General features: G+C 60.3%; 15 protein-coding genes. All 15 read left to right on the forward strand.

The features are described 5' to 3' along the window. The first annotated feature begins 6 nt into the window (after window positions 1-6). Window positions 7-852 (forward strand): flagellar assembly protein FliH, encoded by an 846-nt coding sequence (gene fliH / locus J9870_RS08005; protein WP_210643431.1) that lies wholly within the window; start codon window positions 7-9, stop codon window positions 850-852. Further along, window positions 842-2,200, forward strand: coding sequence for a flagellar protein export ATPase FliI (fliI, locus tag J9870_RS08010; protein ID WP_210643432.1), 1,359 nt, complete (start codon window positions 842-844; stop codon window positions 2,198-2,200). Before fliH ends, fliI begins: the two co-directional genes overlap by 11 nt. 6 nt (window positions 2,201-2,206) lie before the next feature. Continuing rightward, a complete protein-coding gene (fliJ, locus tag J9870_RS08015) occupies window positions 2,207-2,656 on the forward strand; it encodes a flagellar export protein FliJ (RefSeq protein ID WP_210643433.1) in 450 nt (149 codons plus the stop codon). A 103-nt stretch (window positions 2,657-2,759) separates the two neighbouring features. After that, window positions 2,760-3,065 carry an STAS domain-containing protein gene (locus J9870_RS08020; protein WP_210643434.1) on the forward strand — a complete coding sequence of 102 codons (306 nt, stop codon included), beginning with the start codon at window positions 2,760-2,762 and terminating at the stop codon, window positions 3,063-3,065. Between the two features lie 5 nt (window positions 3,066-3,070). Further along, window positions 3,071-4,774, forward strand: a complete 1,704-nt coding sequence (locus J9870_RS08025; RefSeq protein ID WP_210643435.1) for a fused response regulator/phosphatase — start codon at window positions 3,071-3,073, stop codon at window positions 4,772-4,774. A 31-nt stretch (window positions 4,775-4,805) separates the two neighbouring features. Further along, on the forward strand, window positions 4,806-5,150 hold the full coding sequence (locus J9870_RS08030) for an Hpt domain-containing protein (RefSeq protein WP_025212505.1): 345 nt from the start codon (window positions 4,806-4,808) through the stop codon (window positions 5,148-5,150). Between the two features lie 88 nt (window positions 5,151-5,238). Beyond that, entirely contained in the window at window positions 5,239-6,612 is a 1,374-nt protein-coding gene (locus J9870_RS08035; protein ID WP_210643436.1) for a flagellar hook-length control protein FliK, read from the forward strand. Window positions 6,613-6,834: 222 nt separating this feature from the next. Further along, window positions 6,835-7,338: a flagellar basal body-associated protein FliL gene (fliL, locus tag J9870_RS08040; RefSeq protein WP_210643437.1), complete on the forward strand. Its 504-nt coding sequence runs from the start codon at window positions 6,835-6,837 to the stop codon at window positions 7,336-7,338. 9 nt (window positions 7,339-7,347) lie between these two features. Further along, window positions 7,348-8,316, forward strand: coding sequence for a flagellar motor switch protein FliM (gene fliM / locus J9870_RS08045; protein WP_003184019.1), 969 nt, complete (start codon window positions 7,348-7,350; stop codon window positions 8,314-8,316). A 72-nt stretch (window positions 8,317-8,388) separates the two neighbouring features. Beyond that, on the forward strand, window positions 8,389-8,847 hold the full coding sequence (fliN, locus tag J9870_RS08050; RefSeq protein WP_003199107.1) for a flagellar motor switch protein FliN: 459 nt from the start codon (window positions 8,389-8,391) through the stop codon (window positions 8,845-8,847). Further along, window positions 8,848-9,285 (forward strand): flagellar biosynthetic protein FliO, encoded by a 438-nt coding sequence (gene fliO, locus J9870_RS08055; protein ID WP_210643438.1) that lies wholly within the window; start codon window positions 8,848-8,850, stop codon window positions 9,283-9,285. It abuts the gene before it with no gap. After that, a complete protein-coding gene (gene fliP / locus J9870_RS08060; protein WP_210643439.1) occupies window positions 9,285-10,034 on the forward strand; it encodes a flagellar type III secretion system pore protein FliP in 750 nt (249 codons plus the stop codon). Before fliO ends, fliP begins: the two co-directional genes overlap by 1 nt. A 23-nt stretch (window positions 10,035-10,057) precedes the next feature. Next, window positions 10,058-10,327, forward strand: a complete 270-nt coding sequence (gene fliQ, locus J9870_RS08065) for a flagellar biosynthesis protein FliQ (protein WP_003184009.1) — start codon at window positions 10,058-10,060, stop codon at window positions 10,325-10,327. A 10-nt stretch (window positions 10,328-10,337) separates the two neighbouring features. Further along, on the forward strand, window positions 10,338-11,114 hold the full coding sequence (fliR, locus tag J9870_RS08070; RefSeq protein ID WP_210645147.1) for a flagellar biosynthetic protein FliR: 777 nt from the start codon (window positions 10,338-10,340) through the stop codon (window positions 11,112-11,114). Between the two features lie 3 nt (window positions 11,115-11,117). Next, window positions 11,118-12,254 (forward strand): flagellar biosynthesis protein FlhB, encoded by a 1,137-nt coding sequence (gene flhB, locus J9870_RS08075; protein ID WP_210643440.1) that lies wholly within the window; start codon window positions 11,118-11,120, stop codon window positions 12,252-12,254. The last annotated feature ends 65 nt before the right edge of the window (window positions 12,255-12,319 follow it).

Below are 12,319 nucleotides of genomic sequence, written 5' to 3' on the forward strand. Positions count from 1 at the left end.
GTCGTTATGTCTGCCAAGAGTGATGATTCACCCAGCGACCTGATCCGCGCCCGGGACGTCGGCGGTTTCGACGTCTGGTCGCTGCCAAGCTTCGACCCCCACGTGCCCGAGCCTGAGCCGGAGCCTGTGGAAGAGTTGCCGGAAATGGAGGAAGTGCCGCTGGAGGAAGTCCAGCCACTGACTCTGGAGGAAGTCGAGAGCATTCGCCAGGAGGCCTACAACGAAGGCTTCGCCGTTGGCGAGAAGGAAGGGTTCCACAGCACCACGCTCAAGGTCCGTCAGGAAGCCGACGTGGCGCTGACGGCCAAGTTGCGGGCGTTGGAATTGCTGATGCACAACCTGTTCGATCCTATCGCCGAGCAGGACACCCAGATCGAGAAATCCCTGGTGGGTTTGGTGCAACACATCACCAAACAGGTGATCCAGCGTGAACTGGCCATTGATTCGAACCAGATCGAACACGTCATGCGCGAAGCCCTCAAGCTATTGCCGCTGGGCGTAGGCAATGTGCGGTTGTACATCAACCCCCAGGATTTCGAGTTGGTCAAAGCCTTGCGCGAGCGTCATGAAGAAACCTGGCGCATTGTGGAGGATGCTTCGTTACTGCCGGGTGGTTGCCGGGTGGAAACCGAGCACAGCCGTATCGATGCGACGGTCGAAACCCGCATCAGTCAGGTCATGGCCAAGCTGTTTGACCAATTGCACGAACAGGCCCTGCATCCGGCAGCCAGCGATTTGAGTCTGGAGTTGCCGGACGAACCCACGGTCGCGGCTGATGATGAACCGAGCATCGCTGAGCCGGATCCCGTTGAATTGAGTGTTCCTGCATTGGACGGCCGTGATGCGCCTTGAGCGAACCAGCTTCGGCAAGCGCCTGGGCAGCTACGCCGAGGCCACTGAGTTGGCCGGCCAGCCGATCCTGGAAGGGCGCCTGCTGCGCATGGTCGGCCTGACGCTTGAAGCCGAAGGCCTGCGTGCCGCCATGGGCAGTCGCTGCATGGTGATCAACGACGACAGCTATCACCCCGTTCAGGTCGAAGCCGAAGTCATGGGCTTTTCCGGCAGCAAAGTCTTTTTGATGCCGGTGGGCAGCGTGGCCGGTATCGCCCCGGGGGCGCGCGTGGTGCCCCTGCCCGACACCGGTCGGCTGCCCATGGGCATGGGTATGCTCGGACGCGTGCTGGACGGGGCCGGACGTGCCCTGGACGGCAAAGGTGGGATGAAGGCCGAAGACTGGGTGCCGATGGATGGCCCGACAATCAACCCCCTCAAGCGCGACCCCATCAGCGTGCCGCTGGACGTGGGCATTCGTTGCATCAACGGTTTGTTGACGGTTGGGCGCGGCCAGCGTCTGGGCCTGTTTGCCGGTACCGGGGTGGGTAAGAGTGTGCTGCTGGGCATGATGACCCGTTTCACCGAAGCCGACATCATCGTGGTGGGCCTGATCGGCGAGCGGGGCCGCGAGGTGAAGGAATTCATCGAGCACATCCTTGGCGAAGAAGGGCTCAAGCGTTCGGTCGTAGTCGCTTCGCCAGCGGACGATGCCCCGCTGATGCGGCTGCGGGCGGCCATGTACTGCACGCGCATCGCCGAGTATTTCCGCGACAAGGGCAAGAATGTCCTGTTGCTGATGGATTCGCTGACCCGTTTTGCCCAGGCCCAGCGGGAAATCGCCCTGGCCATTGGCGAGCCGCCGGCCACCAAGGGTTATCCACCTTCAGTGTTCGCCAAGCTGCCGAAGCTGGTGGAACGTGCCGGTAACGCAGAGAAGGGCGGTGGTTCGATCACGGCGTTTTATACCGTGCTGTCTGAGGGTGACGACCAGCAAGACCCCATTGCCGACTCCGCTCGGGGTGTGCTCGATGGTCACATTGTGCTGTCCAGACGCTTGGCCGAAGAGGGACATTACCCAGCCATCGATATCGAAGCGTCCATCAGCCGGGTGATGCCGTCGGTCATCAGTGCCGAACACATGAAGCGTGCCCAACAGTTCAAGCAATACTGGTCGCGCTACCAGCAAAGCCGCGACCTGATCAGCGTCGGTGCCTACGTGCCCGGCGGTGACCGGGAAACCGACACCGCCATCAATCTCTATCCGGCCATGGCCGTTTACCTGCGCCAGAGCCTGAACGACAACATCGGCATGGGCGCCAGCGAAGCGCACCTGCAGAGTATTTTCACCCCGGTCGCCGGCGGCTAACCGGCCATGGCCACGAGTCGTGCGGCGCGCCTGGCGCCGGTGGTGGACATGGCGGAAAAAGCCGAGAAAACCGCTGTCCAGCGGCTGGCCTATTTCCAGGGGCAGGTCAAAGTGGCCGAGAGCAAACTGGCCGACCTGGAGAACTTCCGTCTCGAATATCAAGAACAATGGATTGCCCGTGGCAGCCATGGCGTTTCCGGGCAATGGTTGCTGGGGTATCAAGGGTTTCTTGCGCAGTTGGGCACGGCTATCGACCAGCAACGCCAGAGTCTGAATTGGCACCAGAACAACCTGGAAAAGGCCCGCCAGAGCTGGCAAGAAGCTTTCGCTCGGGTCGAAGGGCTGCGCAAACTGGTGCAGCGCTATATCGATGAGGCGCGGCAATTGGAGGACAAGCGCGAGCAAAAGCTGCTGGATGAGTTGTCCCAGCGTTTGCCGCGTCAGGATCCGTACTAGTCATGCAGCCAGATTTTTGTCGGATGATTGCTCCAAAACCTTGCTCGTACCTCTACCAGGTGCTAAACCTTGTACACGTATGTCCATGACAAGGAAGCCAACTATGTCAGTTGTTACCGAAGTATCCGAACATGGGAAAAAACTGACGATTTCGGTCGAGGGTCGATTCGATTTCGGACGGCACCAGGAGTTTCGTGAGTCTTACGAGAGACTCAATACGATACCCGACTCCATCGTGGTGGACTTGAAGAAAGCCACTTATCTCGACAGTTCTGCCTTGGGCATGCTCTTGCTATTGCGTGACTATGCCGGTGGCGACGAGTCAGATATCCGGGTTGTCAACAGCAGCAGTGACGTGAAGAAAATCCTCGCGATCTCCAACTTCGACAAGCTGTTCGACATCAGTTGATCGCTATGCAACCGCCGGAGCCGCTGACCGTCCTGATTGCCGAGGACAGCGCCGCTGATCGCCTCCTGCTGTCAACCATCGTTCGTCGCCAGGGTCATCAGGTCCTGACTGCCGCTGACGGTGCCGAGGCAGTCGAGGTTTATCGCCAGCAGCGTCCGCACCTGGTGCTGATGGACGCCATGATGCCGGTGATGGACGGTTTTGAAGCCGCGCAGCAGATCAAGCAATTGGCCGGTGAGCAACTGGTCCCGATCATTTTTCTGACGTCACTGACCGAAAGCGAAGCCCTGGCCCGTTGCCTGGAGGCTGGCGGTGACGATTTCCTGGCCAAACCCTATAACCAGGTGATCCTGGCCGCCAAGATCAAGGCCATGGACCGCTTGCGTCGGTTGCAGGCCACCGTCGTGGAACAGCGTGACCAGATCGCCCGGCACCATGACTACCTGCTCAACGAGCAGCGGGTCGCCAAGGCCGTGTTCGACAAAATCGCCCATTCCGGTTGCCTGAGCGCGCCGAACATCCGTTACCTGCAATCGCCCTATGCCTTGTTCAACGGCGATTTGCTGCTGGCGGCTTTCAATCCGGCCGGCGACATGCACGTCCTGCTGGGGGATTTCACCGGACACGGTCTGCCGGCGGCGGTCGGCGCGATGCCGCTGGCGGAAGTGTTCTATGGGATGACGGCCAAAGGCTACGGCCTGGCGCAGATCCTGCGGGAGATGAATGCCAAGCTCAAACGCATCCTGCCGGTGGATATGTTCTGTTGCGCGACGCTGTTGTGCCTGAGCTTCGAGCGCTGCACGGTGGAAATCTGGAACGGCGGCATGCCCGATGGTTATCTGCATGACAGCCTCACCGGCATGCGCACGCCATTGCCGGCGCGCCACCTGCCGTTGGGCGTGCTCAAGCCGCAGTTATTCGATGACCGCACCGAGGTGCACCCCATGTCTCTGGGTGACCGGGTATTCCTGCTATCCGATGGCGTGATCGAAACCAGCGACGACAACGACCAGCCGTTTGGCGTGGAGGGGTTGCAGCAGGTGTTCGCGGCCAACCGTGAGCCTGACCGTCTTTTCGAGGATATCCAGCAGGCGCTGCGAGACTTTCGTGGCGAGTCACGGGACGACTTCAGCATGGTGGAAGTGCGTCTGGTCGCGCCAGGGCAACTCAACCCGCCGCCGCCGGTCTATTCCGATAGTGGTCAGTCCAGCCCGCTGGACTGGTCGGTGAGCTTCGAGTTTCGAGCGCAGACCCTCAAACGGTTCAACCCCATGCCCTACCTGTTGCAGTTGCTGCTTGAGGTTCATGGGCTCAGGGCCCAGAGTGGGGCGCTGTACAGCGTAATGTCGGAGCTTTATTCCAATGCGCTGGAGCATGGTGTGCTGGGGCTCGATTCAAGCATCAAGCATGACGCGTCGGGTTTCGCGCGTTACTACAGCGAGCGCAACACGCGCCTGGAGGAGCTGAGTGATGGTCACGTGCGAGTACACTTGCATGTCACGCCTCATGGCGACGGTGGCCGCCTGGCAATTGAAGTCGAAGACAGCGGCGAGGGTTTCGATGTTGCCAAGGTGTTGGCACGACCACTGGACAGCGATCGGTTGTCGGGGCGCGGCGTGAGCCTGGTACGCCAGTTGAGCCATCAGGCCTGCTGGTCCGACGATGGTCGTAGTGCGCGCGTGGAGTTTTTCTGGGAGGCTCTGGCATAATCGGGGCCATTCTTGATCAGGGAGCGAACAAGTGAGTGAGATTCATCTGGACCGCGATGTGCTTAGCACATTGAAGGAAGTCATGGAGGATGGGTATCTGGAGTTGCTGGATACTTTTCTCAACGATTCCGAAGCACGCCTGCGTGTGCTGCATGAAGCCCGGGACGCTGAAAAACTGAGCGCCACGGCCCATAGCTTCAAGGGCAGCAGCAGTAATATGGGCGCGATCCGTTTGGCCGAGCTGTGTGCAGAGTTGGAGCAGCGCGCCAAGCAGCCGTCATTGGGCGGCATCGAGAAACTGGTCAGCGAAATCGACAGCGAGTTTGCTCATGTTCGAAATCTTTGCAGGGAAGAGCGTGAAGGCTTCCACTGCTGAGAATTCATCGCTTTTCATCCGTTGGCCCGCCCCTTGCATTGCCTTCTCTCGACTGGACCTATGATTCCAGTGCAGCGGAGATCCTTTTATGCCCGTCACGCCCAATTCATTGCTTCAGGCCACTGCCCAGGCCAAGCCCCAGGCCACCGTCAATTCACCGGCAGCGGCCCCGGACCTCGGGAATAAAGCCTCCAACTTCGCGCAGGTCTTCGCCCAGCAGGCGCCCGTCAAATCGTCGGCGGCCCCTGAGCCAGCGATTAAACCGATGCGTGACAAGACTTCCGATACCCCTGTCAAAAAGGACGACGGCAACGAAACCGCTGCCGCCTCGGAACCGACGGTTGCCGATAGCGGCAAACCCTTGCCCGCCGACAAACCTGCCACTGCCGACGACAAGACCGCCAGTGACAACAGCGACGACAGCGACGACACAGCTCAAACCCCGGTCGCGGAGGCTGCCCCTGCCGACCCGACACTTGATCCTGCGTTGTTGCCCGAGGTGGTCGCGCCGGTCGCTGCCCCCGAGCCGGCCCCGGCGCCGGTGGTGGTCGCCCCTGATACCCAGGTAACGTCCCTGGTGGCGGCTGCGGTCGCGCCGTTGACGCCAGCTGCCGCCCCCGCGGTCGATCCAGGGTTCGATCCGCAGGCCGATCCGCTCGACGCATTGCCGGCCTTGCGCTTGGCGATGGAGCAGAGCGGTCATGTTTCCGCTTCCAGCCAGGCGCAGTCCAAAAACGCTGCGTCAGCCTCGCTCGACGGTGAGCCAACCTCGGCCCAGACCTTCGCCGCCGGCATGGCGAGCATGCTCACTGTGCAAGCTGATCAGAACAGCACCGACCTCGGCAGCCAGGGCGGTGATAAAGCGTTCAGCGGCTTGATCAGCGACGGCCTCAAGGACCTTACCGCGGCTTCCAGTGATACCCGCGTGGACGATTTCGCCAACCGCCTGGCGGCACTGACCCAGGCTGCCACGCCAAAAACCGCTAACGCGGTGCCGGTCAACCAACCTATCGCGATGAATCAGAGTGGTTGGACCGAAGAAGTGGTCAACCGGGTGATGTACCTGTCCAGTGTCAATCTCAAGGCGGCCGACATCCAGTTGCAGCCCGCCGAACTTGGGCGCCTGGATATCCGGGTGAACATGGTTCCAGACCAGCAGACCCAGGTCACGTTCATGAGCGCCCATCCCGGCGTTCGCGAAGCCCTGGAAGGCCAGATGCATCGCCTGCGGGACAGTTTTGCCCAGCAGGGCATGGGCCAGGTCGACGTCAATGTGTCCGATCAGTCTCGCGGTTCGCAGAACTCGGAGCAACAAGCGCAGCAGCAGGCCCAGGCCGGACGTACCACGTCGGGCGGTGGGCGAGTGGACTCGGTGGAGGAAAGCCTGCCGGCCAGCGTCGCTGAAGTGGCGGCCAGTACCACCAGCGTCATTGGTTCCAGCGCGGTCGACTACTACGCCTGATCCAATGATGTCCCCTCCTGTGGGAGCGGGCTTGCTCGCGAAGCGGTGTGTCAGTCGACAGTATTGTTAACTGACACTCCGCTTCGCGAGCAAGCCCGCTCCCACATTGGTTTATGGCGTTCTAGAGATTGCATCTGACCCCGTCCTTCCTCTTCTGGCATAACACTTGCTCCAGCCTTGCCGTGCAACAGTGAAAACCCCGATTAGTGACGGATTATTGGCATGGCGAAGAGTGAAGCAGCAGCTGTAAAAGACCCTGCAACCAAAGGCAAACTCAAGCTGATCATCGTGATCGTGGTGGGCTTGCTCCTGGCGATCGGTGTGTCCGTGGGGGCGACCTGGTATTTCATGCACAGCGCTCAAAGCAAGCCAGCGGCGTCGGTCGAAGCGGCGCCGGTGGGCAAACAGCCGGCGATTTTCGAACCAATGGCGCCGGCCTTCGTGGCCAACTACACCCAGAATGGTCGCCAACGCTACATGCAGGTGAGCATCACCTTGTTGGGCCGCAACCAGGCTGACCTGGAGGCGCTGCGGGTGCACATGCCGCTGATCCGCAATAACCTGGTGATGCTGTTTTCCGGACAGAATTTCGACACCCTGGCCACTCCGGTCGGCCAGGAAATGCTGCGTCAGAAAGCTACGGCCAGCGTGCAGGAAGTGGCTCAGAAAGAGCTCGGCAAAGTGGTGATCGAACAGTTGCTTTTCACTAACTTCGTATTGCAGTAGGAACACGACATGGCCGTGCAGGACCTGTTGTCCCAGGACGAAATCGACGCGCTGTTGCATGGTGTCGACGATGGCCTGGTGCAAACCGAAAACGCTGCTGAACCGGGCAGCGTCAAAAGCTACGACCTGACCAGCCAGGATCGCATCGTTCGCGGACGGATGCCGACCCTGGAAATGATCAACGAGCGTTTCGCCCGGTACACCCGCATCAGCATGTTCAACATGCTGCGCCGCTCGGCCGATGTGGCCGTGGGGGGCGTGCAGGTGATGAAGTTCGGTGAGTACGTACACTCGCTGTACGTGCCTACCAGCCTCAACCTGGTGAAGATCAAGCCGCTGCGCGGTACGGCGCTGTTCATCCTCGACGCCAAGCTGGTGTTCAAGCTGGTGGATAACTTTTTTGGCGGCGACGGTCGTCACGCCAAGATCGAAGGGCGGGAATTCACCCCGACCGAGTTGCGAGTGGTACGCATGGTGCTGGAACAGGCCTTTGTCGATTTGAAGGAGGCCTGGCAGGCGATCATGGAAGTGAACTTCGAGTACATCAACTCGGAAGTGAACCCGGCCATGGCCAACATCGTCGGCCCAAGCGAAGCCATTGTGGTCTCGACTTTCCATATTGAACTCGACGGTGGTGGCGGCGACCTGCACGTGACCATGCCGTACTCGATGATCGAACCGGTGCGCGAAATGCTCGACGCCGGTTTCCAGTCGGATCTCGACGACCAGGACGAGCGCTGGATCAACGCTTTGCGCCAGGACGTGCTGGATGTCGACGTGCCGATCGGCGCGACGGTCGCCCGGCGCCAGCTGCGCCTGCGAGACATTCTGCACATGCAGCCGGGTGACATCATCCCCGTGGAAATGCCTGAAGACATGATCATGCGCGCCAATGGCGTGCCGGCCTTCAAGGTCAAGATGGGCTCTCACAAAGGCAACCTGGCGTTGCAGGTGATAGAGCCGATCGAACGCCGCTGAGCGGTGTCGAACTCCTTAAGTTTGTAACGGATTTTACGTTTTCAACTGATTTTTGCCCGCCGAGGACACATGATGGCTGACGATATGAATACCCAGGATGACCAGGCGCTGGCCGACGAATGGGCCGCGGCCCTGGAAGAAACCGGCGATGCCGGGCAGGCTGACATCGACGCCTTGCTGGCGGCCGATACCGGCGCCCACGCCTCCAGCCGCCTGCAGATGGAAGAGTTTGGCAGCGTGCCGAAGAGTCATGAGCCGGTGACGCTCGATGGCCCCAACCTGGATGTGATCCTTGACATCCCGGTGTCGATTTCCATGGAAGTGGGCAGCACCGACATCAACATTCGCAACCTGCTGCAGCTCAACCAGGGTTCTGTGATCGAACTGGATCGCCTGGCTGGTGAGCCACTGGACGTGTTGGTCAATGGCACCCTGATCGCCCATGGCGAAGTGGTGGTGGTCAACGAGAAGTTCGGCATCCGCCTGACGGACGTGATCAGCCCGAGCGAACGCATCAAGAAGCTGCGCTGAGTGAAAAGTTTCTTCGCAGCAGCCTTGATGCTGCCGTTCAGTGTGCTGGCGGCCGAACCGGTTGCCACTGCGGCCGTTGCGTCGGCAACAGGCAGTGGGATGGCCGGGCAATTGGCGCAACTGGTGCTGGGCCTGCTGCTGGTACTGGGCTTGATCTTCTTCCTGGCCTGGCTATTGCGGCGCGTGCAACAGGCGGGGCCGGCCGGCAAAGGGCAGGTCATCGACATCGTCGGTTCCCGCGCGCTTGGCCCGCGAGACCGGCTGGTGCTGGTGCAGGTCGGTAACGAGCAGATCCTGCTGGGCTTGAGCCCGGGCACCATTACTGCGTTGCACGTCCTCAAGGAACCGGTGCAGATATCCTCTACAGAGCAGGTCGCCCCCGAATTTGCCCAGCGCCTCATGGAGCTGCTGGGTAAAGATCAGAAGGATAAAAAGTAATGCCGTTGCGCATTCTGTTGGCGTTGGCCCTGATGCTGGCCGCGCCGTTGGCGTTCGCCGCCGACCCACTGTCGATCCCGGCGATTACCCTGGGCACCAACGCCGAAGGGGCACAGGAATACTCGGTCAGCCTGCAGATCCTGCTGATCATGACTGCGCTGAGTTTCATCCCGGCGTTTGTCATGCTGATGACCAGCTTCACTCGGATCATCATTGTCTTTTCGATCCTGCGCCAAGCCCTGGGTCTGCAACAGACGCCGTCGAACCAGATCCTCACCGGCATGGCGCTGTTTCTGACCATGTTCATCATGGCTCCGGTGTTCGACCGGGTGAACCAGGATGCGCTGCAACCTTACCTGGCGGAAAAACTCACCGCCCAGGATGCCGTGGCCAAGGCCGAGGTGCCGATCAAGGATTTCATGCTGGCCCAGACCCGCAGCAGCGATCTGGAACTGTTCATGCGCTTGTCCAAGCGCACTGACATCGCCAGCCCCGATCAGGCGCCCTTGACCATCCTGGTGCCGGCGTTCGTGACATCCGAGCTGAAAACCGCGTTCCAGATCGGCTTCATGATTTTCATCCCGTTCCTGATCATCGACCTGGTGGTCGCCAGTATCCTGATGGCCATGGGCATGATGATGCTGTCGCCGCTGATCATCTCCCTACCGTTCAAGATCATGTTGTTCGTGCTGGTGGATGGCTGGGCGCTGATCATTGGCACCCTCGCGGGCAGTTTCGGCGGTGTTTAGACCATTTGTGCGGGTAGGACGATATGACGCCTGAAGTAGCGGTAGACCTGTTCCGCGAAGCGCTCTGGCTGACGACCATGATGGTCGCCATCCTGGTGATCCCCAGCCTGTTGGTGGGGTTGCTGGTGGCCATGTTTCAGGCCGCGACCCAGATCAACGAGCAGACCTTGAGCTTCCTGCCGCGCCTGCTGGTGATGCTGGTCACGCTGATCGTTGCCGGTCCCTGGCTGGTGCAGACCTTCATGGAATACATCCTGCAGTTGTACGGCAGTATTCCGCAGTTGATCGGTTGATCTGATGTCGATGCTCGCGCTGACGGACACCCAGATCAGTACCTGGGTGGCGTCGTTCATACTGCCGCTGTTTCGCGTCACCGCGGTGCTGATGAGCATGCCGGTCTTTGGCACGACCCTGGTGCCGACCCGTGTGCGACTGTATTTCGCCCTGGCTATCACGGTGGTCATCGTGCCTGGGTTGCCGCCGATGCCGCCCGTCAATGCCTTGGATCTCAGTGCCCTGATGCTCATCGCCGAACAGATTCTTATCGGCGTCTTGATGGGCTTTTCGCTGCAGTTGTTTTTCCAGGCGTTCGTAGTGGCGGGGCAGATCATTTCGATCCAGATGGGCATGGCTTTCGCGTCGATGGTCGACCCCACCAACGGCGTGACGACGGCGGTGATCGGGCAATTCCTGACCATGTTGGTGACCCTGCTGTTCCTGGCCATGAACGGGCATCTGGTGGTGTTCGAGGTGTTGACCGAGAGCTTCACTACCTTGCCGGTTGGCAGCGCCTTGCTGGTCAATCATTTCTGGGAGATCGCCGGCAAGCTCGGCTGGGTCCTGGGCGCGGCGATGGTGCTGGTATTGCCAGCGATCACCGCCCTGCTGGTGGTCAACATTGCCTTTGGCGTGATGACCCGGGCGGCACCGCAACTGAACATTTTCTCCATCGGTTTCCCGCTGATCCTCACGCTGGGCATGGTGATTTTCTGGATCAGCCTGGGGGATATCCTCAATCAGTACCAGCCGCTGGCCACCCAGGCCTTGCAACTGCTACGCGACATGGCACAGGCACGCTGAACCATGGCCGAGAGCGAGAGTGGTCAGGACAAGACAGAAGACCCCACGGAAAAGCGCAAGAAAGAATCCCGGGAAAAGGGCGAGACTGCCCGCTCCAAGGAGCTCAATACGCTGGCAGTGATGCTGGCCGGGGCGGGTGGGTTGCTGATCTACGGTGGCGGGCTGGCCCTGGATCTGCTGGAAATCATGCGTCTGAATTTTTCCCTGCCCCGCGAGGTGCTGCTGACGCCGGGCTCCATGGTTCAGTATCTGTTGCATTCGGGCAAGATCGCGCTTGCAGCGATGCAACCGGTGCTGATCTTCTTGTTGTTTGCCGCTTTTATCGGCCCGATTTCCCTGGGCGGCTGGTTGTTCGCTGCCGGTAGCCTGGCCCCCAAATTCAGTCGGATGAATCCGGCGGCTGGTCTCAAGCGCATGTTTTCTACCACCGCGCTGATGGAGCTGCTCAAGGCCTTTGGGAAATTCCTGCTGGTGCTGTTTGTAGCGCTCACCGTGTTGCAGTCCGATATCGACGACCTGCTGCGCATCGCCCATGAGCCGCTTGAGCAAGCCATCATCCACAGCGTGCAGCTGGTGGGCTGGAGCACATTGTGGATAGCTTGCGGCCTGATCCTGATCGCCGCCATCGACGTGCCGATCCAGCTGTATCAGAGCAAGCAGAAGCTGATGATGACCAAGCAGGAAGTACGCGACGAGCATAAGGATTCGGAGGGTAAGCCAGAGGTCAAGCAGCGGATTCGCCAGTTGCAGCGCGAGGTGTCCCAGCGGCGGATGATGGCGGCTATCCCCGATGCCGATGTGGTCATCACCAACCCGACGCATTATGCCGTCGCCCTCAAATACGACCCCGACAAAGGCAACGCTCCGGTGTTGCTGGCCAAGGGCAGTGACTTCCTGGCGCTGAAGATTCGTGAAATCGCCGTGGCCAATGAGGTGATGCTGCTCGAATCCCCGGCGTTGGCGCGGTCGATCTACTACTCCACTGAACTCGACCAGGAAATCCCTGGAGGCTTGTACCTGGCTGTGGCTCAGGTGCTGGCCTACGTCTACCAGATCCGCCAGCATCGCGCGGGCAAGGGCAAGCGCCCCGAGCCGCTCAAGGATTTGCCGATTCCGCCGGATTTGCGGCGTGATTCCTGAATCGAACCTGCGCTGATTTCCAGCTGAACGCAGAACCTGTGGGAGGGCGTAAATTCGCTCCCGCC

It is taken from the genome of Pseudomonas sp. Tri1 (genome assembly GCF_017968885.1).
GTDB lineage: Bacteria > Pseudomonadota > Gammaproteobacteria > Pseudomonadales > Pseudomonadaceae > Aquipseudomonas.

What these genes read in the sequence shown, in the direction of transcription:
- J9870_RS08025 (WP_210643435.1), top strand. Translation starts at nt 3,071, where the DNA reads ATGCAACCGCCGGAGCCGCTGACCGTCCTGATTGCCGAGGACAGCGCC.
- fliQ (WP_003184009.1), top strand. Translation starts at nt 10,058, where the DNA reads ATGACGCCTGAAGTAGCGGTAGACCTGTTCCGCGAAGCGCTCTGGCTG.
- fliP (WP_210643439.1), top strand. Translation starts at nt 9,285, where the DNA reads ATGCCGTTGCGCATTCTGTTGGCGTTGGCCCTGATGCTGGCCGCGCCG.
- fliH (WP_210643431.1), top strand. Translation starts at nt 7, where the DNA reads ATGTCTGCCAAGAGTGATGATTCACCCAGCGACCTGATCCGCGCCCGG.
- fliI (WP_210643432.1), top strand. Translation starts at nt 842, where the DNA reads ATGCGCCTTGAGCGAACCAGCTTCGGCAAGCGCCTGGGCAGCTACGCC.
- fliL (WP_210643437.1), top strand. Translation starts at nt 6,835, where the DNA reads ATGGCGAAGAGTGAAGCAGCAGCTGTAAAAGACCCTGCAACCAAAGGC.
- fliM (WP_003184019.1), top strand. Translation starts at nt 7,348, where the DNA reads ATGGCCGTGCAGGACCTGTTGTCCCAGGACGAAATCGACGCGCTGTTG.
- fliJ (WP_210643433.1), top strand. Translation starts at nt 2,207, where the DNA reads ATGGCCACGAGTCGTGCGGCGCGCCTGGCGCCGGTGGTGGACATGGCG.
- fliN (WP_003199107.1), top strand. Translation starts at nt 8,389, where the DNA reads ATGGCTGACGATATGAATACCCAGGATGACCAGGCGCTGGCCGACGAA.
- J9870_RS08035 (WP_210643436.1), top strand. Translation starts at nt 5,239, where the DNA reads ATGCCCGTCACGCCCAATTCATTGCTTCAGGCCACTGCCCAGGCCAAG.
- fliR (WP_210645147.1), top strand. Translation starts at nt 10,338, where the DNA reads ATGCTCGCGCTGACGGACACCCAGATCAGTACCTGGGTGGCGTCGTTC.
- flhB (WP_210643440.1), top strand. Translation starts at nt 11,118, where the DNA reads ATGGCCGAGAGCGAGAGTGGTCAGGACAAGACAGAAGACCCCACGGAA.
- J9870_RS08020 (WP_210643434.1), top strand. Translation starts at nt 2,760, where the DNA reads ATGTCAGTTGTTACCGAAGTATCCGAACATGGGAAAAAACTGACGATT.